The 22,790-nt window shown below is 72.4% G+C and carries 16 protein-coding genes and 1 tRNA gene; 13 read left to right on the forward strand and 4 right to left on the reverse strand.

Going from position 1 to position 22,790, the window contains the following annotated elements; all coding sequences use genetic code 11:
• Nucleotides 1–79: 79 nt before the first annotated feature.
• From AB0K80_RS12515 to AB0K80_RS12560, 10 genes are all read left to right on the forward strand, one after another.
• Nucleotides 80–2,632: a PQQ-dependent sugar dehydrogenase gene (locus tag AB0K80_RS12515; RefSeq protein WP_365668650.1), complete on the forward strand. Its 2,553-nt coding sequence runs from the start codon at nt 80–82 to the stop codon at nt 2,630–2,632.
• 11 nt (nt 2,633–2,643) lie between these two features.
• Nucleotides 2,644–4,005, forward strand: a complete 1,362-nt coding sequence (locus tag AB0K80_RS12520) for a ThuA domain-containing protein (RefSeq protein ID WP_365668652.1) — start codon at nt 2,644–2,646, stop codon at nt 4,003–4,005.
• A 132-nt stretch (nt 4,006–4,137) separates the two neighbouring features.
• Nucleotides 4,138–5,376 carry an inositol-3-phosphate synthase gene (locus tag AB0K80_RS12525; protein ID WP_365668654.1) on the forward strand — a complete coding sequence of 413 codons (1,239 nt, stop codon included), beginning with the start codon at nt 4,138–4,140 and terminating at the stop codon, nt 5,374–5,376.
• Nucleotides 5,377–5,759: 383 nt separating this feature from the next.
• Nucleotides 5,760–6,740 (forward strand): SCO3242 family prenyltransferase, encoded by a 981-nt coding sequence (locus AB0K80_RS12530; RefSeq protein WP_365669138.1) that lies wholly within the window; start codon nt 5,760–5,762, stop codon nt 6,738–6,740.
• On the forward strand, nt 6,737–7,774 hold the full coding sequence (locus AB0K80_RS12535) for a sugar phosphate isomerase/epimerase family protein (protein ID WP_365668656.1): 1,038 nt from the start codon (nt 6,737–6,739) through the stop codon (nt 7,772–7,774). Before AB0K80_RS12530 ends, AB0K80_RS12535 begins: the two co-directional genes overlap by 4 nt.
• The gene (locus tag AB0K80_RS12540) at nt 7,771–8,628 is read left to right on the forward strand and encodes an EboA domain-containing protein (RefSeq protein ID WP_365668658.1); all 858 of its coding nucleotides are present in this window, start codon (nt 7,771–7,773) and stop codon (nt 8,626–8,628) included. The genes AB0K80_RS12535 and AB0K80_RS12540 overlap by 4 nt, the downstream gene beginning before the upstream one ends.
• Nucleotides 8,628–9,521 carry a TatD family hydrolase gene (locus tag AB0K80_RS12545; RefSeq protein WP_365668660.1) on the forward strand — a complete coding sequence of 298 codons (894 nt, stop codon included), beginning with the start codon at nt 8,628–8,630 and terminating at the stop codon, nt 9,519–9,521. Before AB0K80_RS12540 ends, AB0K80_RS12545 begins: the two co-directional genes overlap by 1 nt.
• Nucleotides 9,522–9,524: 3 nt before the next feature.
• Entirely contained in the window at nt 9,525–10,694 is a 1,170-nt protein-coding gene (gene eboE / locus AB0K80_RS12550) for a metabolite traffic protein EboE (RefSeq protein ID WP_365668662.1), read from the forward strand.
• Entirely contained in the window at nt 10,691–12,088 is a 1,398-nt protein-coding gene (locus tag AB0K80_RS12555; RefSeq protein WP_365668664.1) for a nucleotide pyrophosphatase/phosphodiesterase family protein, read from the forward strand. Before eboE ends, AB0K80_RS12555 begins: the two co-directional genes overlap by 4 nt.
• A 60-nt stretch (nt 12,089–12,148) precedes the next feature.
• Nucleotides 12,149–13,186 carry a sugar phosphate isomerase/epimerase gene (locus AB0K80_RS12560; RefSeq protein WP_365668666.1) on the forward strand — a complete coding sequence of 346 codons (1,038 nt, stop codon included), beginning with the start codon at nt 12,149–12,151 and terminating at the stop codon, nt 13,184–13,186.
• A gap of 77 nt (nt 13,187–13,263) precedes the next feature.
• On the opposite strand, the gene AB0K80_RS12565 is transcribed toward AB0K80_RS12560, so the two are convergent.
• The 3 genes from AB0K80_RS12565 to frc all read right to left on the reverse strand — a co-directional run bounded on the left by AB0K80_RS12565 (nt 13,264) and on the right by frc (nt 18,155).
• Nucleotides 13,264–14,652, reverse strand: a complete 1,389-nt coding sequence (locus AB0K80_RS12565) for an OFA family MFS transporter (protein WP_365668668.1) — start codon at nt 14,650–14,652, stop codon at nt 13,264–13,266.
• Between the two features lie 121 nt (nt 14,653–14,773).
• Nucleotides 14,774–16,921: an acetate--CoA ligase family protein gene (locus tag AB0K80_RS12570; protein ID WP_365668670.1), complete on the reverse strand. Its 2,148-nt coding sequence runs from the start codon at nt 16,919–16,921 to the stop codon at nt 14,774–14,776.
• Nucleotide 16,922: 1 nt separating this feature from the next.
• Nucleotides 16,923–18,155 (reverse strand): formyl-CoA transferase, encoded by a 1,233-nt coding sequence (gene frc, locus AB0K80_RS12575; protein WP_365668672.1) that lies wholly within the window; start codon nt 18,153–18,155, stop codon nt 16,923–16,925.
• A 180-nt stretch (nt 18,156–18,335) separates the two neighbouring features.
• Here frc and sucC point away from each other — a divergent pair, with 180 nt between their 5' ends.
• The 3 genes from sucC to AB0K80_RS12590 all read left to right on the forward strand — a co-directional run bounded on the left by sucC (nt 18,336) and on the right by AB0K80_RS12590 (nt 20,567).
• Nucleotides 18,336–19,466: an ADP-forming succinate--CoA ligase subunit beta gene (gene sucC, locus AB0K80_RS12580; RefSeq protein ID WP_365668674.1), complete on the forward strand. Its 1,131-nt coding sequence runs from the start codon at nt 18,336–18,338 to the stop codon at nt 19,464–19,466.
• Nucleotides 19,467–19,477: 11 nt separating this feature from the next.
• The gene (sucD, locus tag AB0K80_RS12585) at nt 19,478–20,365 is read left to right on the forward strand and encodes a succinate--CoA ligase subunit alpha (protein ID WP_365668676.1); all 888 of its coding nucleotides are present in this window, start codon (nt 19,478–19,480) and stop codon (nt 20,363–20,365) included.
• A 117-nt stretch (nt 20,366–20,482) separates the two neighbouring features.
• Nucleotides 20,483–20,567: transfer RNA gene (locus AB0K80_RS12590), tRNA-Leu, on the forward strand.
• Nucleotides 20,568–20,634: 67 nt separating this feature from the next.
• Here the strand turns inward: AB0K80_RS12590 and AB0K80_RS12595 are convergent.
• Entirely contained in the window at nt 20,635–22,524 is a 1,890-nt protein-coding gene (locus tag AB0K80_RS12595; RefSeq protein ID WP_365668678.1) for an ATP-binding cassette domain-containing protein, read from the reverse strand.
• Nucleotides 22,525–22,790: the final 266 nt, after the last annotated feature.

The raw sequence follows: 22,790 nt of genomic DNA on the forward strand, positions 1-22,790 counted from the left end.
CGTGTCACCTCTCCGGGATGACGGCGCATCCCGGCGTACGCACCCGCCCGTACAACCGGCTCCATTGACGGAGGCACCCGTGCACGGGATAGACCGCACCGAAGGCACCGACAGAAACGAGACGCACAGACCACGCCCGTCCCGCCGGCGTCCGGCCCTGCGCAAGGCCGTCGCCCTGCTGAGCGGGGCCCTGCTGGCGGGCGCCTCGCTCACCCTCGCCGCACCCCCGGCGGGCGCTGCCGCCACCGGCGCGGCCGACGCCACCGGCGCGGTGGCCGCCGCCGACGGACAGGCCGTCGCCGCCGAGGACTTCCAGCAGGTCACCCTCGCCAAGGGCGAGGCGGAGGTCGGCGAGCCCATGTCGCTCGCCGTCCTCCCGGACCGCTCGGTCCTGCACACCTCCCGCGACGGCGAACTGCGCCTGACCGACGCCGCCGGGAACACCAGGCTCGCGGGCAAGCTGGAGGTGTACTCCCACGACGAGGAGGGCCTCCAGGGCGTCGGCGTCGACCCGCACTTCACGGAGAACCGTTTCATCTACCTGTACTACGCGCCGCCGCTGAACACCCCCGCGGGCGACGCCCCGGAGACCGGCACCGCCGCCGACTTCGCGCCCTTCGACGGCGTCAACCGCCTCTCCCGCTTCGTGCTGAAGACCGACGGCACCCTGGACACCGCCAGCGAGAAGAAGATCCTCGACGTCCCGGCCTCCCGCGGCCTGTGCTGCCACGTCGGCGGCGACATCGACTTCGACGCGGCGGGCAACCTGTACCTGTCGACCGGCGACGACACCAACCCCTTCCAGTCGGACGGCTTCACCCCCATCGACGAGCGAGCCGGCCGCAACCCGGCCTTCGACGCCCAGCGCTCCGCGGGCAACACCAACGACCTGCGCGGCAAGATCCTGCGCATCAAGGTCAACGCCGACGGCTCGTACTCCGTCCCGGAGGGCAACCTCTTCCCGCCCGGCACCGACAGGACCCGGCCCGAGATCTACGCGATGGGCTTCCGCAACCCGTTCCGCTTCAGCGTCGACCAGGAGACCGGGATCCTGTACGTCGGCGACTACGGCCCGGACGCGGGTGCCGCCGACCCGGCGCGCGGCCCGGCCGGCCAGGTCGAGTTCGCCCGGGTGACGGGCCCCGGCAATTACGGTTGGCCGTACTGCACCGGCGACAACGACGCCTATGTCGACTACGACTTCGCGACCGGCGCGTCGGGGGCGGCCTTCGACTGCTCCGCCCCGAAGAACACCTCCCCGCACAACACCGGCCTGACCGACCTGCCCCCGGCCCAGCCCGCCTGGATCCCCTACGACGGCGGCTCGCTGCCCGAGTTCGGCACCGGCTCCGAGTCCCCGATGGGCGGCCCGGTCTACCACTACGACCCGGCGCTCGACTCGCCGGTGAAGTTCCCCGAGGCCTACGACGGGAACTTCTTCGCCGGTGAGTTCGGCCGGCGCTGGATCAAGCGGATCGTCACCGACCCCGCCGGGACCGTGCAGTCGATCAACCCCTTCCCCTGGACCGGCACCCAGGTGATGGACATGGCCTTCGGGCCCGACGGGGCGCTGTACGTGCTCGACTACGGCACCGCCTGGTTCGGCGGCGACGACAACTCGGCGCTGTACCGCATCGAGAACGCCAGCGACGGCCACTCGCCCGTCGCCCAGGCCGCCGCGAACCGCACCTCCGGCCAGGCCCCGCTGCGGGTCCGCTTCTCCTCCGAGGGCACGACCGACCAGGACGGCGACGCCCTCACCTACCGCTGGAACTTCGGCGACGGCACCACGTCCACATCGGCGGACCCCACCCACACCTACCGCAGGAACGGCACCTACACCGCGACCCTGACCGCCGAGGACCCCTCCGGCCGCACCGGCAGCGCCAGTGTGCAGATCGTGGTCGGCAACACCGCGCCGAAGGTCGTCCTGGAGACACCGAAGGACGGGCAGCTGTTCAGCTTCGGTGACGCCATCCCCTTCACCGTGAAGGTCACCGACCCGGAGGACGGCTCGGCGATCGACTGCGCCAGGGTCAAGGTCACCTTCGTCCTCGGCCACGACACCCACGGCCATCCGCTCACCTCCGCCAACGGCTGCACCGGCACCCTGCAGACCAGCGCCGACGGCGGCCACGACGAGGACGCCAACATCTTCGGCGTGATCGACGCCGAGTACACCGACACCGGAGGCGGCGGCCAGGCCCCGCTCACCACACACGACCAGAACGTCGCCCAGCCCCGGCACCGGCAGGCCGAGCACTTCGGCAACTCCGCCGGGATCTCGGTCATCACCAAGGAGACCGCGCACGGCGGCCGCACGGTCGGCGACATCCACAACGGCGACTGGATCTCCTTCACGCCGTACCTGCTGAGCAACGCCAGGAAGATCTCGGCGCGCGTCTCCTCCGGCGGCGCGGGCGGCACCCTCGAGATCCGCGCCGGCTCCTCGACGGGCACCCTGCTCGGCAAGGCGACCGTGCCGGTGACCGGCGGCTGGGAGACCTTCCAGGACGTCAGCGCCGACCTGTCCCGCGCACCCCGGGGCACGACCACGCTGTACCTCGTGTTCAAGGGCAGCGGCTCCGGCGCCCTGTACGACGTCGACGACTTCACCTTCACGACGGGCTGAGGGAGGCGGACATGCGCGCAACCGGACGACTGACGACCGGCGTCGCGGGCGCGGCCCTGCTGCTGGGCTGCGTCTCGGCACCGGCCACCTCGCAGCCCGCGCAGGAGGCACGGGTGCTGGTGTTCTCCAAGACGGCGGGCTTCCGCCACGACTCCATCCCCGACGGCGTCGCGGCGGTGCGGCAGCTCGGCGAGACGGCAGGCTTCGCGGTCGACACGACCGAGGACGCCGGCGCGTTCACCGCGTCGAACCTGCGGCGCTACGCCGCGGTGGTGTTCCTGTCCACGACCGGCGACGTCCTCGACGCCGCCCAGCAGAGCGCCTTCGAGGGCTACATCCGGCGCGGCGGCGGCTACGTCGGCATCCACGCCGCCGCCGACACCGAGTACGACTGGGCGTTCTACGGCGGCCTCGCCGGCGCCTATTTCCAGTCGCACCCGGCGATCCAGCCCGCGACGGTGCGGGTCGAGGACCGGGCCCACCCGGCGACCTCGGGCCTGCCACAGGCATGGAACCGCACGGACGAGTGGTACAACTACCGCTCCAACCCGCGCGAGAGGGCCCACGTCCTCGCCTCGCTCGACGAGTCGTCGTACACCGGCGGCACCATGCACGGCGATCACCCGATCGCCTGGTGCCAGACCTACCAGGGCGGCCGCGCCTTCTACACCGGCGGCGGCCACACCAAGGAGTCCTACGCCGAACCGGCCTTCCGGCAGCACCTGCTGGGCGGCATCCGCTACGCGATCGGCGCCGCGCAGGCCGACTGCCGGCCGGAGAACGGGTACCGGGCCCTGTTCGACGGCACCTCCGTGGACGGCTGGCGGCAGGCCGGCCCGGGCTCCTTCACGCGGTCCGAGGACGGCACGCTCACGTCGTCGGGCGGCATGGGCCTGCTCTGGTACGCCGCCTCCGGCTTCTCGTCGTACTCGCTGAAGCTGGACTGGAGGATGGCCGGCGCCTCCGGTGACGACAACTCCGGTGTGTTCGTGGGCTTCCCGCCCTCGGACGACCCGTGGTCGGCGGTCGACCACGGCTACGAGATCCAGATCGACGCCACCGACGTACCCGAGAAGACCACCGGGGCGATCTACGGCTTCCGCTCCGCCGATCTGAAGAAACGTGACCGGGCGCTGAACCCGCCGGGGGAGTGGAACACCTACGAGATCCGCGTGGAGGGCGAACGCCTGCGCGTCTGGCTCAACGGGGTGAAGATCAACGATTTCACCAACACCGACCCGGCCCGGAGCCTGACGGACGGCCACATCGGCATCCAGAACCACGGTGCCGGTGACCAGGTGGCCTTCCGCAACATCCGGATCAAGGAACTGCCCGCGCAGCCGTCGGCACACCCGGCTGCGCAGGGCCACTGAGCGGCGGCGGGCGGGGGACGCCGGACTCCCGCCCGCCGCCTTCCGGGCCTGTGTCCCGGATCTGTGCCCGGACCTGTGCCCGGGCCTGTGTCCCGGACTTCTGGACTTCCGTCCTCGACGAGGAGGCTGCTCATGTCCGTGTCCCGTCCCGACCCGCGTGTCGGCGTGTGGCTGATCGGAGCGCGCGGCTCGGTCGCCACCACCGTGGTGGCCGGCTGCGCCGCCCTGACCGCGGGCCTGCATCCGCCGACCGGTCTGGTGACCGAGACGCCCGTGTGCGCGGACAGCGGCCTGCCCGCGCTGTCGTCGCTGGTCTTCGGCGGGCACGACACGCTGGACTGCCCGCTGCCCAAACGCGCCGAGGCGCTGGCCGCCGGAGGCGTCCTGCCGGCGGGCCTGCCCGCCGCAGTGGCCGCCGAACTGGCCGCCGCCGACCGGGAGATCAGACCCGGCGGCCCCGTCCCGGGCGACACCAGGGACGCGCGGGAACTGATCGCGGCCTTCACCGCGGACATCCAGGACTTTGTACGCCGGCGCGGTCTGGCCCGGGCGGTGGTCGTGAACGTGGCGTCCACCGAGCCCGTGGCCGACGGTGCGCAGCTGCCGCCGAGTTCGCTGTACGCTGCGGCGGCCCTGCGCGCGGGCTGCCCGTACGTCAACTTCACCCCCTCGACCGGCCTGCACCACCCGGCGCTGGCCCCGCTGGCCGAGTCCTGCGGCCTGCCGTACGCCGGCCGCGACGGCAAGACCGGCCAGACCCTGCTGCGCTCGGTCCTCGGACCGATGTTCGCCCAGCGGGCGCTGACCGTACGGGCCTGGTCCGGCACCAACCTGCTGGGCGGCGGCGACGGCGCGGCCCTGGCCGACCCGGCCGCCGCCGCGGCGAAGAACGCGGGCAAGGAACGCGTGCTCGCCGACACCCTCGGCCGTGCTCCCGAGGGGGAGGTCCACATCGACGACGTCCCCGCGCTCGGTGACTGGAAGACGGCCTGGGACCACATCGCCTTCGACGGTTTCCTCGGCACCCGCATGATCCTCCAGACCATCTGGCAGGGCTGCGACTCGGCTCTGGCGGCACCGCTGGTCCTCGACCTGGTCCGGCTGACCGCCCGCGCCCACGAAGCGGGCCTGTCCGGCCCGCTCGCCGAACTCGGCTTCTACTTCAAGGACCCGGTCGGGGACAGCCCGCCGGGCCTGGCTGACCAGTACGCCGCCCTGACCGGCCTGGCACAGAGGCTGCGCACAGCCGGGCCGGTGGCAGGGGCGCGGGGCGCCGGGCCGGCCGGAAGGGAGCAGGGCGAGGGGGCGGCGGACACGGAGCTCGGGCCGGTGGACGGGGAGCACGGCGGCGGGCCGGTGGAGCGGCTGTGACGCGGGGGGACGCAGGGCGGCACCCCGCACACCGCCCGGCGGACCGCAGCGGCGGGGGCAGCGGCGGGCTTGGGCAGGGCGGCACCGGGGGCAGCGGCGGGTTCGCCGGGTCCGGGCGCGCCGGGGGCAGCGGCGGGTTCGGCGGGTCGGGGCGCGCCGGGACCAGCGGTGGGTTCGGTGGATCGGCGAGTGCCGGGGACAGTGGTGGGTCGGCGCACGGTCGGATCAAGGGCAGCGGTCGGCAGGCGTACGGCAGCAGCGAGGGCGACGGTGGGTCGGGGCGCGCCGGAGGCGGTCGACGGGCGGCGCACGGCGAGACCGCGGACCGCGGCCCAGCGCGCCGGGAGACCCCTCGCCCGAGCCGTGGCCGGGCCTGGGCGGAACTGCTGCGCCTGCCCGCCCTGTTCACCGTCCCCGGCGACGCCCTGGCCGGCGCTGCGGCCGCCGGGGCGCGCCCCGAAGCCCGGACCCTGCTCGCCATCGGCTCCTCCCTGTGCCTGTACGAGGCCGGAATGGCCCTCAACGACTGGGCGGACCGTGCGGAGGACGCTGCCGAACGCCCGCACCGCCCCCTCCCGTCCGGCCGTATCCGCCCGGCCGCCGCCCTCACCGTGGCCGGCGCCCTCACCGGAGCCGGACTCACCCTGGCAGCCCGGGCGGGCCGCCCCGCGCTCGCCGTCGCCGCGCCCCTCGCCGCCCTGGTCTGGGCCTACGACCTCACCCTCAAACACACCCCCGCGGGCCCCTTGGCGATGGCGGCGACCCGCGGCCTGGATCTCCTGCTGGGCGCCGCGTCCACCACCGGCCGCCCCCTCGAGGCCCTGCCCTGCGCCGCCCTCCTCGGCACCCACACCCTCGCCGTGACGACCCTGTCCCGCCAGGAGACCAAGGGCGGTTCCGCCCTGCCGCCCCTGACGGCACTCGCCACGACCGCCCTGCTGACGCGCCTGACGACCCACCGCTCCTCACGACTCCTGGCCGACCAAGGGGAATCGACCGTCCAGCGACTGCCCACCCTCCGGCCGCGGAGGACGGACGCCCCGGGCCGGCTCATCGGAGCCCGGCGGCCGGCACAGGCCACCGCACACCTCACACCCGCCCACCTCACACCCGCGCACTTCACCCCTGCTCTCACCACCGCCCTCGCCACCGCCTACGCCGCGACCACCGCACGCCCCTGCTTCCACGCCCTCCTCAACCCCTCACCCCCGCTCGTCCAACGCGCCGTCGGCGCCGGCATCCGCGCCACGATCCCCCTCCAGGCCACACTCACCGCCCGCTCCGGCGCCCCGGCCACCGCCCTGCTGGTCGCGGCCCTGGCCCCGTTCGGGCGGACGTTCGCGAGGAAGGTGAGCATCACATGAGCCCCGGACCCCGGCACGCCACCGACGGCACGGCCGCTCGCCCGGCCGCCCGCCTTCGCTTCGGCTACGGCACCAACGGCCTCGCCGACCTCCGCCTCGACGACGCCCTCGCCCTGCTCGCCGACCTGGGCTATGACGGGGCCGGCCTGACGCTCGACCACATGCACCTCGACCCGCTCGCCCCCGACCTGGCCGCCCGCACCCGCCGGGTCGCGCACCGGCTGGACGCGCTCGGCCTGGGTGTCACCGTGGAGACGGGCGCCCGCTACGTCCTCGACCCCCGCCGCAAACACGGCCCCTCCCTGCTGGACCCGGACCCGGACGACCGCGCCCGCCGCGCCGGCCTCCTCACCCGGGCCGTCCAGGTCGCCGCCGACCTCGGCGCCCACGCCGTGCACTGCTTCAGCGGCACCGTCCCGGCGGACACCGACGAGGAGACGGCGTGGAAACGCCTCACCGAGGCCCTCGGCCCCGTCCTGGACGCCGCCACCACCGCCGGCGTGCAGCTCGCCGTCGAACCGGAACCAGGTCACCTCCTCGCCACCCTCGCCGACTTCCACCGCCTGCGCGGCGCCCTCGGCGACCCGGCCCTGCTCGGTCTCACCCTCGACATCGGCCACTGCCAGTGCCTCGAACCGCTCCCGCCCGCCGACTGCGTCCGCGCCGCCGCGCCCTGGCTGCGCCACGTCCAGATCGAGGACATGCGCCGCGGCGTCCACGAACACCTGCCGTTCGGGTCGGGGGAGATCGACTTCCCGCCCGTCCTCGCGGCCCTCGCCGACACCGGGTACCAGGGCCTGACCGTCGTCGAACTGCCCCGCCACTCCCACGCGGGCCCCCACTTCGCCGAACACTCCCTCTCCTTCCTCCGCGACGCGTCCCAGGCCGCCGTCTCCCGGCCGACCGCTCCCGGCACCCCGGCCCCGCCGTCCACGGCCTCAGTCCCGACCGCTCCCTCCATCCCGGCCCCGCCCCCCACCGGCCCACCCCACGGCGAGCCCTCGGCCACGCCCGAAGGGAGCAGCACCCCATGACCCGACCCCACGCCGCCCCGACGGCACATGCGGCCGGCCCTCCGGCCCCCCGGCCCACCGACGCGGCCCACGGCACCACGCTCGCCCTCACGCCACCGGACACCCTGCGCCGTCACCTGACCACCCACCTCGGCGACGACGCCCGCGCCTGGCTGGAGCAGGCCCTCGACGAGGCCGCCGCCCAGCCCGGCCGCCACGGCCCCCTCTCCCTGTGGGAGCTGCGGCTCGCCGAGGCCGGGCGCCGCTGCGGCCCGGCCCACGCCGACGCCGCCCGCGTGCTGATCCTGCACGCGGCCCGTGCCGACGCCGACGCCCTGGCCCGGGTCTACTTCCAGGGCACCGCCGACGAGCGCCGCGCGGTCCTGCACGCCCTGCCGCACCTCGTGCCCGGCCCCGATGCCCTTCCGCTCGTCGAGGACGCCCTGCGCACCAACGACACCCGGCTCCTGGCCGCCGCCGTGGGCCCGTACGCCGCCCGGCACCTGGCCCCGCACCCCTGGCGTCACGCCGTGCTGAAGTGTCTGTTCACCGGCGTCTGCGTCGACCACGTGGCGGACCTGTCCCGGCGCGCCGGAGGCGACGCCGAACTCGCCCGCATGCTCGCCGACTACGCCGCCGAACGCACCGCAGCCGGCCGTGCCGTCCCCCAGGACCTGCACCGCGTCCTGGCCCTGACGGACCTGCCCGCCACAGACCCGGCCCTGACGGACCAGCCCCGGACGGACCTGCCCCCGACACAGCCGCCCCGCCCGTCGGCACCGCCGTCTGCAGCGTCACCGCGGTCCTCGGTGTCACCGACACCCCCGTCGATACCGCCGCACCGCACGGACCACCCCCACGGCAAGGAGTCCTGATGCGCCTCTTCGACCCCCACATCCACATGACCTCCCGGACCACCGACGACTACGAGGCCATGTACGCCGCCGGCGTCCGCGCCGTGGTCGAGCCGTCCTTCTGGCTCGGCCAGCCCCGCACCTCTCCCGCCTCCTTCCTCGACTACTTCGACTCCCTCCTCGGCTGGGAGCCCTTCCGCGCCGCCCAGTACGGCATCGCCCACCACTGCACGCTCGCCCTCAACCCCAAGGAGGCCAACGACCCGCGCTGCCGCCCCGTCCTGGACGAACTGCCCCGGTATCTCGTCAAGGACCGCGTCGTGGCCGTCGGCGAGATCGGCTACGACGCGATGACCCCCGCCGAGGACAGCGCCCTGGCCGCCCAGCTCCAGCTCGCCGCCGACCACGGCCTGCCCGCGCTCGTGCACACCCCGCACCGCGACAAGCTCGCCGGGCTGCGCCGCACCCTCGACGTCGTGCGCGAGTCCGCCCTGCCCCCGGAGCGCGTCCTGGTCGACCACCTCAACGAGACCACCGTCAAAGAGGCCAAGGACAGCGGCTGCTGGCTGGGCTTCTCGGTGTATCCCGACACCAAGATGGACGAGGAGCGCATGGTCGCCATCCTGCGCGCCTACGGACCCGAGCAGGTCCTGGTCAACTCCGCGGCCGACTGGGGGAGGAGCGACCCCCTCAAGACCCGCAAGGTCGCCGACCTGATGCTGGCCGAGGGGTTCGGCGAGGACGACGTCGAGCGGGTGCTGTGGCGCAACCCCGTCGCCTTCTACGGACTCAGTGGCCGCCTCGAACTCGAGGTCACCCGCACGGAGACCACCCACGAGGGCAACTCCCTCCTGCGCGGCACCCCGCGGGACGACGGGCACGAGCCCGCCGGCGTCCCGGCCGCGGAGGTGTGAGCGATGCGCTTCCGCCACCCCGACGGATCCACCGTCCACCTCGCCTACTGCACCAACGTCCACCCCGCCGAGACCCTCGACGGTGTCCTCGCCCAGCTCCGCGACCACTGCGAGCCCGTCCGCCGCCGCCTCGGACGCGACCGGCTCGGCATCGGCCTGTGGCTCGCCAAGGACGCCGCCCACACCCTGGACACCGATCCGGCCGCACTGCGCGGCCTGCGCCGCGCCCTCGACCGGCGCGGCCTGGAGGTCGTCACCCTCAACGGCTTCCCCTACGAGGGCTTCGGAGCCGAAGAGGTCAAGTACCGCGTGTACAGGCCGGACTGGGCCGACCCCGCACGCCTGCACCACACCGCCGCCCTGGCCCGGGTCCTGGCCGCGCTGCTCCCCTCGGACGTCACCGAGGGCAGCGTCTCCACCCTGCCGCTCGCCTGGCGCACCGCCCACGACGCCTCGCGCGCCGAGGCCGCCCGCACCGCCCTGCGCACCCTCGCCGAACGCCTCGACGCCCTCCAGGACCTCACCGGCCGCTCCATCCGCGTCGGCCTGGAACCGGAACCCGGCTGCGTCGTCGAGACCACCCGCGACGCCATCGCCCCGCTGACCGCGATCGCCCACGACCGCATCGGCATCTGCGTGGACACCTGCCATCTCGCCACCTCCTTCGAAGATCCGCACACCGCCCTGGACGCGCTCACCGAGGCCCGCGTCCGCATCGTCAAATCCCAGCTGTCGGCCGCCCTGCACGCCGAGCACCCCCACCGGCCCGAGGTCCGCGACGCCCTGGCCGCCTTCGCCGAACCCCGCTTCCTGCACCAGACCCGCACGGCCACCTCCGCCGGCCTGCGCGGCACCGACGACCTCGACGAGGCCCTGAGCGCCGGCACCCTGCCGGACGGCGCGCCCTGGCGCGCCCACTTCCACGTCCCGCTGCACGCGGCCCCCGCCGCGCCCCTCACCTCCACTCTCCCGGTGCTCAAGGCCGCCCTGACCCGGCTCGTCGGCGGCCCGCACCCGCTCACCCACCACCTGGAGGTCGAGACCTACACCTGGCAGGCCCTCCCGCCCGAGCTGCGGCCCCGCGCCCGCGCCCAGCTCACCGACGGCATCGCCGCCGAACTCGCCCTCGCCCGCGACCTGCTGACCGACCTCGGCCTGAAGGAGCTGCCATGAGCCCGCGACCCGCGGACCCAGGCCCCACCCCGCTGCTCGTGCTCGACGTCGTCGGCCTCACCCCCCGTCTCCTCGACCACATGCCGCACCTCAAGGCGCTCGCCCGGTCCGGCTCCCACGCACCGCTCGGCACCGTCCTGCCCGCCGTCACCTGCGCCGCCCAGGCGACCTTCCTCACCGGCACCCTCCCCTCGGAGCACGGCATCGTCGGCAACGGCTGGTACTTCCGCGACCTCGGCGAGGTCCTGCTGTGGCGGCAGCACAACCGACTCGTCTGCGGAGACAGACTCTGGGACGCCGCCCGCCGCGCCCACCCCGGCTACACGGTCGCCAACATCTGTTGGTGGTACGCCATGGGCGCCGACACCGACATCACCGTCACCCCCCGTCCCGTCTACTACGCCGACGGCCGCAAGGAACCCGACTGCTACACCCGGCCGCCCGCCCTGCACGACGAACTCACCGACACGCTCGGCACCTTCCCCCTGTTCCACTTCTGGGGCCCGGGCGCCGACCTGGTCTCCAGCCAGTGGATCATCGACGCCACCCGCCACGTCCTGCGCACCCGCCACCCCGACCTGACGCTGTGCTACCTCCCTCACCTCGACTACGACCTGCAGCGCTACGGCCCCGACGACCCGCGCTCCCTCCAGGCGGCCACCGACCTGGACACCGCCCTGGCCCCGCTGCTGGACGACGCCCGCGCCGAGGGCCGTACCGTCGTCGCGCTGTCCGAGTACGGCATCACCCGCGTGCACCGGCCCGTCGACATCAACCGCGCCCTGCGCCGCGCCGGACTGCTCGAGGTGCACACCCAGGACGGCATGGAATACCTCGACCCGACGGCCTCACGGGCCTTCGCGGTCGCCGACCATCAGATCGCCCACGTGTACGTGCGCCGGCCCGAGGACCTCGACGCGACCCGGGCCACCCTCGACGGCCTGCCCGGCATCGAACGACTCCTCGACGACGAGGGCAAGAAGACCCACCATCTCGGCCATCCGCGGGCCGGCGAACTCGTCGCCGTGGCGGAGCCGGACGCCTGGTTCACGTACTACTACTGGCTCGACGACGCCCGCGCGCCCGACTTCGCACGGCTCGTCGACATCCACCGCAAACCCGGCTACGACCCGGCCGAACTCTTCATGGATCCCCTCGACCCCTACGTCAGGGTCAAGGCGGCCACCGCACTGGCGCGCAAGAAACTCGGCATGCGCTACCGCATGGCGGTCGTGCCCCTGGACCCCTCACCTATTCGCGGCAGCCACGGCCGCCTTCCCGCGAGCGACGACGACGGTCCGCTCCTCATCTGCTCCACCCCCCGCGCTGTCGGCGACCGCGTCGCGGCCACCGACGTGAAAGCACTCCTGCTCCACCTGGCAGGTCTGTCCTGACTGGTCACAAGTGAAGCACTCACCACTGACAAGGCCGCCCGACACCGAGGAGTTCCAGGCATGAGCCGCATCTCCCAGCCCGACCCCGAACTGGCCCACCGCCTCACCAGACGGGGCATGCTCGGCGTGGCCGCCGGCGCCACCGCCGCCGCCCTGCTGGGCTCAGCGTCGGCCCCCGCGACCGCCGCGGACACCGCCGCCGCACACCGAGGCCGGGGCCGCCCGGTCCTGCCGCCCGGCCGGCTCGGCATCCAGCTGTACAGCCTGCGCGACAAGGTCTCCACCCTCGGTTTCGCCCCCGTCTTCGCGGAGCTGGAGAAGTACGGCTACGACGAGGTGGAGTTCGCCGGCTACACACAGGGCTCGGCCGGCCCCATCACCCTCACTCAGCTCCGCCGGCTGGCCCGGAACCACGGCCTGACCCCGATCGGCAGCCACGTCGGCTACCACTCCGACGACCCGAACGCCTACACCTTCGCCCAGAACCTCACCAAGGTCCTCGACGACGCCGAGGCGCTCGGCCTGAAGCACATCGGCACCGCCGCCGGACCGTTCCGCTACGGCTCCACCGTCGACGCCGTCAAGCGCGCCGCCGAGGACTTCAACACCTACGGCGCGGCGGCCAGGGCACGCGGCATGAAGTTCTACCAGCACAACCACTCCGAGGAGTTCTCCTTCGCCGCCGACAACCCCAAAGTCCGGCTGTACGACGTCCTGCTGGCCGAGACCGATCCCGGCCTGGTCCACCTGGAGATGGACATCTACTGGGCGTACGTGGGCCAGTTCCGCTTCTCCAGGCGGCCCGACGGCACGCCCGCGCCCTTCGAGCCGCTCGACTACGTCCTGAAGCAGCCGCACCGCTACCCGCTGTTCCACGTGAAGGACGGCGAGAGCGACCCGTCGAACCCGTACGGCTACCGCATGGTCGACGTCGGCGACGGCGACATCGACTACCAGCGGTTCATCTCCGCCGTGACCCGGCTGCGCGGGCACCGGCTCGCCCACCACTGGCAGGCCGAGCACGACAACCCGGCCGAGTCCTTCACCTTCGCCCGCCGCTCCGGCGCGCACCTGCACAGCCTCAGGGAGAAGTGCTGACACCACGGCACGGGGAGGCCCTCCCCGCACCCGGGGAGGGCCTCCTCCGTCACACGCCGCGTCAGCCGGCCGGGACCCTAGGCCGCCTCCTCGCCGAGGGGCTGCGGGTTGGGCACCACGCGCCGGGCCTTCGGCCTGCCCGGCGCCTTCAGGAACAGCGCCAGCACCGCGGAGGCCAGACCGATGCAGCCCGCCAGGACGAACGCGCCCTGGTAGTCCCAGGCCCCCACCACGATCGAACCCACCCCGGAGCCCACCAGGCCCGAGATCAGCTTCGAGCTGTAGACCATGCCGTAGTTGGAGGCGTTGTTGTTCTCCCCGAAGTAGTCCGCCGTCATGGCCGCGAACAGCGGGAAGATCGCCCCGCCGCCGAAGCCGGAGACCATGGAGCACAACAGGAAGAACGGCATGCTGCCCATCTGGCCCGAGACCAGCACGCCGAACTGGGCGGTGCCCAGCACGAGGCAGACGATGATCAGCGTGTTGCGGCGGCCGTAGCGGTCGGAGATCCAGCCGATGACGCCGCGCCCGGTGCCGTTGACGATCGCCTTCAGGGACATGGCGGTGGCCACGATCCCGCCCGCGAAGCCCATGTCCTTGCCGAACGGCACCTGGAAGGCGATACCGAAGATGTTGATCCCCGCGGTGCACAGCAGGCACAACCACATCATCCACAGCACCGGCGTACGGGCCGCTTCCCGCGGGGTGTACTGCTTGACCGCCGGCGGGTTCTTCTCCAGGGCCCGGCGGATCTTCGGGTCGTCGGTCGCCGTGAGCGGGTCGACGTGCGCGGGCCACCAGTTCTTCGGCGGGTCCCGGAAGAACCAGCCCGCCGTGGCCACCATCAGGCACAGGCCGACACCCACGGTGGCCAGCACGGTCTCGTAGTTGCTCAGGTCCATGTACCCGGTGAACAGGAACACGAAGGGCACCGACCCGTAGGCGAAACCGCCGTTGACGAACCCCGTCTTGCCGCCCTTGCGCTCCGGATACCACTTGCCGACCATGTTCACGCAGGTCGCGTACACCAGACCGGCACCGATGCCGCTGCACACGCCGAACCCCAGATAGGCGACGATCACATGCGGCGCGTACGCCAGGGACAGATAGCCCAGCAGGGTGCCGACCGCGCCGAGCAGCATGGCCGCACGCGCGGGCAGCCGGCCGCTCTCCCGCAGCCGGCCCGCCGGAAAGGCCACGGCCGCCTGGCAGAACACCCAGACGCCCATCAGCCAGAAGATGTGCCCACTGCTCCACAGGTGGGCCTCGTGCAGCGTGTCCTCCGCCGACGTGAACGCGTACTCGGCGGAACTGATGCCCATCATGCCGATCCAGGGCAGGATGACCATCCACCTGCGTGGCCGGCCCATGATGTCGATGTCGGTCTCGCCGATCCGGTACACGCGGCCGTTGCGGTCCGTCACCTCCCTGAAGGGGACGGATGTCGAGTAGTCGGTGGTTGTCATGCCGTCAGCACCCCTTGCGTCGAAAGATCTGGCCAGCGCCCCCTGTCCCATGCCTTTCGTGCGCGCTCGGGTCCCGGAGCCGGCCGACGCGCACCGTCGGCCGGTCCCCCGCTCACTCACGTCATGAATCGCCCCCCAGCAAGCCGGCCGCCCGCGCCCAGCGGTACTTCGCGCCGAGCACGGCCACCGGCCGCTCGGTCGTGTACGGGTAGGCGACGACACCCCGCTCGAAGAGGTACTGGCACGCCTCCTCGACCTCCACGTCACCCGCGAGGGATGCGACCACGGGCTTGACGATCCCGCGCTCCCGGAACTCGGCCACCACGCGCGCGGTGAGCTCCGCGAAGACCATGGGCGGCGTGACGATGGTGTGCCAGTAGCCGAGCACCAGCGCGTGGATCCGCGGATCCTGAAGACCCAGCCGGATCGTCGCCTCGTACGTCGACGGCGGCTCGCCCCCGGTGATGTCGACCGGGTTGCCCGCGGCCCCGAAGGGCGGGATGAACCGGCGGAACGCCTCGTCCAGGTCCGGCGGGATCTCCATCAGGGACAGGCCGTTGTCCATCACCGCGTCCGACAGCAGCACCCCGCTGCCGCCCGCCCCCGTGATGATCACGACGTTGTCGCCCTGCGGGGTGGGCAGCACCGGCAACGCACGCGCGTACTCCAGCATGTCGTTCAGCCCGGGCGCCCGGATCACCCCGGCCTGCCGCAGGATGTCGTCGTACACGGCGTCGTCCCCGGCCAGGGCGCCGGTGTGCGAGCCGGCGGCCTTCGCGCCCGCCGCCGTACGGCCCGCCTTCAGCACCACGACCGGCTTCTTCGGCACGGTCGCCCGCGCGGCCTGCACGAAGGCCCGCCCGTCCTTCAGGTCCTCCAGGTGCATCGCGATGCACTCGGTGCGCGGGTCCTCGCCGAACCAGGTCAGCAGGTCGTCCTCGTCCAGGTCGGACTTGTTCCCGAGCCCGACGATGGCCGACACACCCGTCTTCGTGGTGCGGGCGAAGCCCAGGATGGCCATCCCGATGCCGCCCGACTGCGAGGTCAGCGCCACCCCGCCCTTGACGTCGTACGGCGTGCAGAACGTGGCGCACAGGTCCTGCCACGTCGAGTAGTAGCCGTAGATGTTCGGCCCGAGCAGCCGGATGCCGTACCGCTCGGCGATGTCCACGATCTCCGCCTGCAGTTCGTGCTCCCCGGTCTCCGCGAACCCGGAGGGGATCAGTACGGCGTTGGGGATCTTCTTGCGTCCCACCTCCTCCAGGACCGAGGCCACGAACGGGGCGGGGATCGCGAAGACCGCCACATCCACCTCACCGGGAACGTCGGTGACACTCTTGTACGCCTTGCGGCCCAGGATGTCATCGGCTTTGGGGTTCACCGGGTGGATGTCGCCGGCGAAACCGCCGTCGACGAGGTTGCGCATCACCGAGTTGCCGATCTTGCCCTGCTCGTTGGAGGCACCGATGACGGCCACCGACGACGGCTGCATCAACCGCCGCATGGACGTGAGGATCTCGTCCCGCGTGTACCTGCGGCGCTCCCGGGGCGTCTCGGTCGCGAGGATCACCCGGATGTCGGCCGCGACGGCCCCCTGCGCCGTCGCGATCACCGGGTTGAGGTCCACCTCGGCGATCTCCGGGAAGTCCGCCACCAGTTGGGACACGCGGCGGATCTGCTCGGCGACCGCCCACCGGTCCACACCGGCCTGCCCCCGTACCCCGCGCAGGACCTCCGCCGCCCGGATGGAGTCCAGCATGGACAGCGCCTCGTCGGCGTCCACGGGCGCGAGCCGGAAGGTGACGTCCTGGAGGACCTCCACGAGCACCCCGCCGAGCCCGAAGGCCACCACCTTCCCGAACGTGGGGTCGGTCACCGCGCCGACGATGACCTCCTGCCCCTGGGGGAGCAGTTGCTGCACCTGCACGCCCTCGATGCGGGCCCGGGCGTCGTACGCGCGCGCGTGGTCGATGATCGTGCGGAACGCGGTCCGTACCTCCGCCGCCCCCTCGACGCCGACGATGACGCCGCCCGCCTCGGTCTTGTGCAGGATGTCCGGGGAGACGATCTTCATCACGACGGGACCGCCGAGGCGTGCCGCGCAGGCCACCGCCTCCTCGACGTCCCGCGCCAGTTCCTCGCCCGGTACGGCGATCCCGTACGCGTCGGCGAGCACCTTGCCCTCCGGCGCGGTCAGCGCGGTGCGTCCCTCGGCCCGCACGGAGTTCAGGAGCGCCCGCACCCGCAGCACCCGGTCTTCGGCCCTCACGTCAGATCACTCCGTTCGACTTCAGCAGGCGCAGTTCCTCGTCGCCGAGGCCCAGTTCGCCGAGGTAGATCTCTTCGTTGTGCTCGCCGAGCAGCGGGGAGGTGGTCACCTCGACGGGGGAGTCGGAGAGCTTGAGGGGGCTGCCGACGGTGACGAACTCGCCGCGCTGCGGGTGGGGAACGCGGACGACCATCTCGTTGGCGGCCAGCGACCGGTCCTCGATGATCTCCTTGGTGGACAGGATCGGCCCGCACGGGATGTTGTGCGCGTTCAGCCGCTCCAGCACCTCCCACTTGGGCAGCGTCGAGGACCACTCCTCGATCAGCTGGAACATCTTGCTCAGCTTGGGCAGGCGGGCCTCCGGCGTCGCCCACTCGGGGTCGTCGGCCAGCTCCGGCCGGCCGATGAGCTCGCTGATCGGCCGCCAGCCGACGGGCTGCACGATGACGTACACGTAGTCGTTCGGGCCGCCCGGCGCGCACTTGACCGCCCAGCCCGGCTGGCCGCCGCCCGAGGCGTTCCCGGAGCGGGGAACCTCGTCGCCGAAGTCCTCGTTGGGATATTCGGCGAGGGGACCGTGTGTCAGGCGCTGCTGGTCGCGCAGCTTCACCCGGCAGAGGTTGAGCACCGCGTGCTGCATGGCCACGTTCACCCGCTGCCCGCGCCCGGTGCGCTCCCGCTGGAGCAGTGCCGCGAGGATGCCCGCCACGGCGTGGACACCCGTGCCCGAGTCCCCGATCTGGGCCCCCGTCGCCAGCGGCGGCCCGTCCTCGAAACCGGTGGTCGACATCGACCCGCCCATGGCCTGCGCGACGACCTCGTACGCCTTGAAGTTGGTGTAGGGGCCCTCGCCGAACCCCTTGATGGAGGCGTAGACGATCCGTGGATTGATCTCCTTGATGCGGTCCCAGGTGAAGCCCATCCGGTCGACCGCGCCCGGCCCGAAGTTCTCGACCATGACGTCCGAGCGCCGGATCAGCTCGGTGAGGAGTTCCTTGCCGCGCTCGGTCTTGGTGTTGAGGGTGATGCTCCGCTTGTTGCAGTTGAGCATGGTGAAGTAGAGGGAGTCGACGTCCGGCAGGTCGCGCAGCTGCTTGCGCGTGATGTCGCCGGTCGGCGCCTCCAGCTTGACGACGTCCGCGCCGAGCCAGGCCAGCAGCTGGGTCGCTGAGGGCCCGGACTGGACGTGCGTCATGTCGAGGACCCGGATGCCCTCAAGCGCCTTGGTGGTCATGGGCGTTCACCTCACTTGTACCTCGTCTGGTGCATGGTTCCGGGCGTCCTGTCCCTTCAGGGGAGTGCCGACGCCTGCCGTACATTGCATACAGTCGACGGATACTGTATGAAGCTTTTTATCCCGCATCCCGTGGGTGGTGTCCAGGGGGCGTGCGGCACTTTCGAGGCAGGAGTCGGAATGGACCTGTACGAACACCAGGCGAGGGACCTGTTCGCGGCACACGGCATTCCGGTGCCGCGGGCCGAGGTGACCGGCTCACCCGAGGAAGCCCGGGACATCGCCCGCCGGCTCGGTGGCCGCGTCGTCGTCAAAGCCCAGGTCAGGACCGGAGGCCGGGGCAAGGCGGGAGGGGTGCGGATCGCCGCCGACCCGGTCGCCGCGGAACTCGTCGCGCGCCAGATCCTCGGCATGGACATCAAGGGCCACACGGTCCGCACGGTGATGCTGGCCCAGCCTGTCGACATCGAAGCGGAGTTCTACGTCGGCTACGTGCTCGACCGTGCCGCCGGGGGTTTCCTCGCGATCGCCTCCGCTGAGGGCGGCATGGAGATCGAGGAGGTCGCCGCCACCCGGCCCGAGGCCGTGGCGCGCGTCCCCGTCTCCCCGGCCGAGGGCGTGACCTCGGCCAAAGCCGCCGAGATCGCGAAGGCGGCCGGGCTCCCCCCGCAGACCGCGGACGTCCTCGTACGCCTGTGGGAGGTCCTGGTCCGCGAGGACGCCCTGCTCGTCGAGGTCAACCCGCTCGTCCGCACGCCACAGGGCCGGATCCTGGCGCTCGACGGCAAGGTCACGGTCGACGACAACGCCCGCTTCCGCCAGGCCCGCTGGGGCGACCAGGACGCGGAGCACGACGACCCGCTGGAGGCGGCGGCCGCCGCCAAGGGCCTCCACTACGTCAAGCTGGACGGCGAGGTCGGCGTCATCGGCAACGGCGCCGGGCTTGTCATGTCCACCCTCGATGTGGTCGCCGGCTGCGGGGCGCGCCCCGCCGACTTCCTCGACATCGGCGGCGGAGCGAACGCCCGCGTCATGGCCGACGGCCTGTCGCTCGTCCTCTCCGACCCGGACGTGAAGTCGGTGCTCGTCAACGTCTTCGGCGGCATCACCGCCTGCGACGCCGTCGCCGACGGCATCGTCAGGGCCGTCGACAGCATGCACCTGACCAAGCCGCTCGTCGTGCGTCTCGACGGCAACAACGCGGCGCGGGGCCGCGCCCTGCTCGAGGAACGCGCCCATCCGCTGGTCCACCAGGTCCCGACCATGGACGGCGCCGCCCGCCGCGCCGCCGAACTCGCCACCACACCCTGAGGAGACAGCACATGGCGATCTACCTCACGAAAGAGAGCAAGGTCCTCGTCCAGGGCATGACCGGCGGCGAGGGCATGAAGCACACCCGGCGCATGCTCGCCGCCGGCACGGACATCGTCGGCGGCGTCAACCCGCGCAAGGCCGGCCGGACCGTCGACCTGGACGACCGCGCCGTGCCCGTCTTCGGCTCGGTCGCCGACGGCATCCGCGCGACCGGCGCCGACGTCAGCGTCGTCTTCGTGCCGCCCGCCTTCGCCAAGGCGGCCGTCGTCGAAGCGGCCGACGCCGGCATCGGGCTCGCGGTCGTGATCACCGAGGGCATCCCCGTCCACGACACCGTCGCCTTCACCGCGTACGCCAGGACCAAGGGCACCCGCGTCATCGGCCCCAACTGCCCGGGCCTGATCACCCCCGGCCAGTCCAACGCGGGCATCATCCCCGCCGACATCACCAAACCCGGCCCCGTCGGACTGGTGTCCAAGTCGGGCACGCTGACGTACCAGCTCATGTACGAGCTGCGCGACCTCGGCTTCTCCACCTGTGTCGGCATCGGCGGCGACCCGGTCGTCGGCACGACGCACATCGACTGCCTCGCTGCCTTCCAGGACGACCCCGACACCGAGCTGATCGTCCTCATCGGCGAGATCGGCGGCGACGCGGAGGAACGCGCGGCGGCCTACATCCGCGAGCACGTCACCAAGCCGGTCGTCGGCTATGTCGCCGGTTTCACCGCGCCCGAGGGCAGGACGATGGGCCACGCGGGCGCGATCGTGTCCGGCTCGTCGGGCACGGCCGCGGCCAAGCAGGAGGCGCTGAAGGCGGCGGGTGTCCGGGTCGGCAGGACCCCGACCGAGACGGCCCGCCTCGTACGCGCCCTACGCGACCGAGGTGACGGATAGGGCCATGTGCCCAGGCCCTGCGAGGACGGAAGAACGCAGGTGAAAGGCACTCCGAAACCTTGGTATGGTGGTGCGTGTCGCCGCGGGGAAACGCCCCGGTCAGGCGGCAGACACCTAGTCCGGGTGGCGGAATGGCAGACGCGCTAGCTTGAGGTGCTAGTGCCCTTTATCGGGCGTGGGGGTTCAAGTCCCCCCTCGGACACAGAGCGTTCAAGGGGTGGCCGGGAGCAGTCCCGGCCACCCCTTCGCGTATGCGCACCCTGCCGTGCCTACCGGTCCTTGGCGAGGGCGACGAGTTCGGCGAAGAGACCGCCGGCGTGCATCAGCTCGTCGTACCGTCCCTGTTCGGTGATGCGGCCGTTCTGCATGACGATGATCCTGTCCGCGAGCCGGGTGTTCTCCAGCTGGTGCGTGACGACGATCGTCATCCGCTCGGCGGCGATGCGCCTGATCTCGAGGAAGATCCGGTGCTCACCGCGCGGGTCCATCTGCGAGGTGGGCTCGTCGAGGATCATCAGGGGAGTACGCCGGTACAGGGCACGGCCGCAGACCAGCCGCTGCCACTGTCCGCCGGACAGCTCGGCGCCGCCGAACAGCTCGCGGGCGAGCAGCGTGTCGAGCTGCCTGGGCAGTTTCTCGACGGCTTCGCGCATGCCCACGGCGTCGATGGCTTCCCACACCAGGGCGTCGTCGTAGCTCCTGGGCTGGCCCAGGGTGATGTTCTCCCGGACCCTCAGGGGCCAGCAGGCGAAGTTCTGCGGGACCAGTGAGGTCCGCTGCCAGACAGAGTCGGGCCTTGCCCGGGCCAGATCGGTGTCGTCCCACAGGACGCGGCCCTTGTCGGGGAGGAGGATCCCGGTGATGAGCTTGGTCAGCGTGGACTTCCCCGAGCCGTTCTCGCCGACGATCGCCAGGATCTCGCCGCGGCGCAGCGTGAGGGAGACGCCGTCGACGGCGGGCTCGTCCTTGCCGGGGTACCGGTAGACGACCTCGTCGAGCCGGATCTCCTCCACCCGCTCCGGGACGGTCAGCTCTCCGCGCTGCGGGGCGCGCTCGGTGGCCATGTCGAGGAAGTCGCGCATGTCGGCCAGGTACAGCGAGGTGTGGAACAGCGCGGCGCCGTTCTGCACGAGCTGGGACAGCGCGCCCAGCGTGGTCTGCACGGCGACCACGGCGGTGGCGGCGACGGGCAGGGCGATACGCCCGGTGCCGGCGAGCCACGCGAGGGCGGCCCAGGTCGTCAGCAGGAACACGCCGCCCAGGCCCGAGGTCGCCAGGACGATACGGAGCATCCGCGGGGCCGCGGTCAGCGTGCGCTGGTCGATGCGTTCGGACAGGGCCCGGTACCAGTAGACGAGGTAACCGGTCATCCCGTTGGCGCGGACCTCGTCGCCGTGCCGCGCGTAGGTGGCCCACCAGCGCATCATGCCGCGCACGTTGCGGTCGCCGATGTTGGCGTAGTGGGTCTCGTAGTCGACTCGGGCGGACAGCACGGCCCCCGCGCCGGCGGGGAGCACGGCGAGCAGGAGGAGGGGCAGCATCAGCCAGTGCAGGGCGGTGATCACGCCCGCCGCGGCGATCATGCGGATGAGCGCGGCCATGAACCGCTGCGCGTCCTGGACCATCATCGTGGTGCGGGTGACACCGACCTCGGCGGCCTCCTGCCGGTCGGCGAACCCGTCCTCCCCGTATGCGCAGGCCTCGACCCGGCAGACGGCGGAGACCAGAGCGACGTCGGCCTCGGTGACCAGACGCGGGGTGATGCGTCCGTCCGCGTAGGAGGCCAGGGCGCCGCTGATCCGGCCGATGGCCGCCGCGGTCGTGACGACCACGAGGGCGGGCAGGGCGGCGTGCAGACGGTCGGCCACCGTCCCGCCTCCGAGGAGGTGCGTCATGGCCTCGGCGGTGAAGCCGAGGACCACGGCGGCCGCGGCACCGGTGAGGAGCTGACAGGCGAGCAGCAGGACGACCGCGCGCCGGTCGACCCCCCAGGCCATGCGCGCGGTCTGGCCGAGGACGGACGGCAGGCGCGCGCACATCCTCGCGAAACTGGCGTCTTCCAGCGGGTTCTTGCCGAACTTTCCCTCGAAGCTGATGGTGGCCGGCGGTGGCGGAGGTGGTGTCTCGCAGTGTTCGGCCGAGGTGTCGGTCACGGTCATCCGCGTCCCTTCGTCGCGTCGGCGCCGCACCCGGACGGTCCGGCGGTGCCAGGCACAACGAGACCGCGAGGGAATCGAACACGCTCGATTTCGGACGACCTGCCGGCCGTGGAATCCGGGGGGCGTGACGGCGTGCGCGCGGTGCCGCACGGCCTGTGGTGCGGGCCGAGGTGGCCGAAACGCCGACAACTGTCACCGCTGTGACAGAAGGGGACACCGGGCGGCCGCCACCGCCGGGGGAGCGGTCGGCAGCCGCTTCCCCGGAC

This window comes from Streptomyces sp. NPDC052682 (assembly GCF_040678435.1).
Taxonomy (GTDB): domain Bacteria; phylum Actinomycetota; class Actinomycetes; order Streptomycetales; family Streptomycetaceae; genus Streptomyces.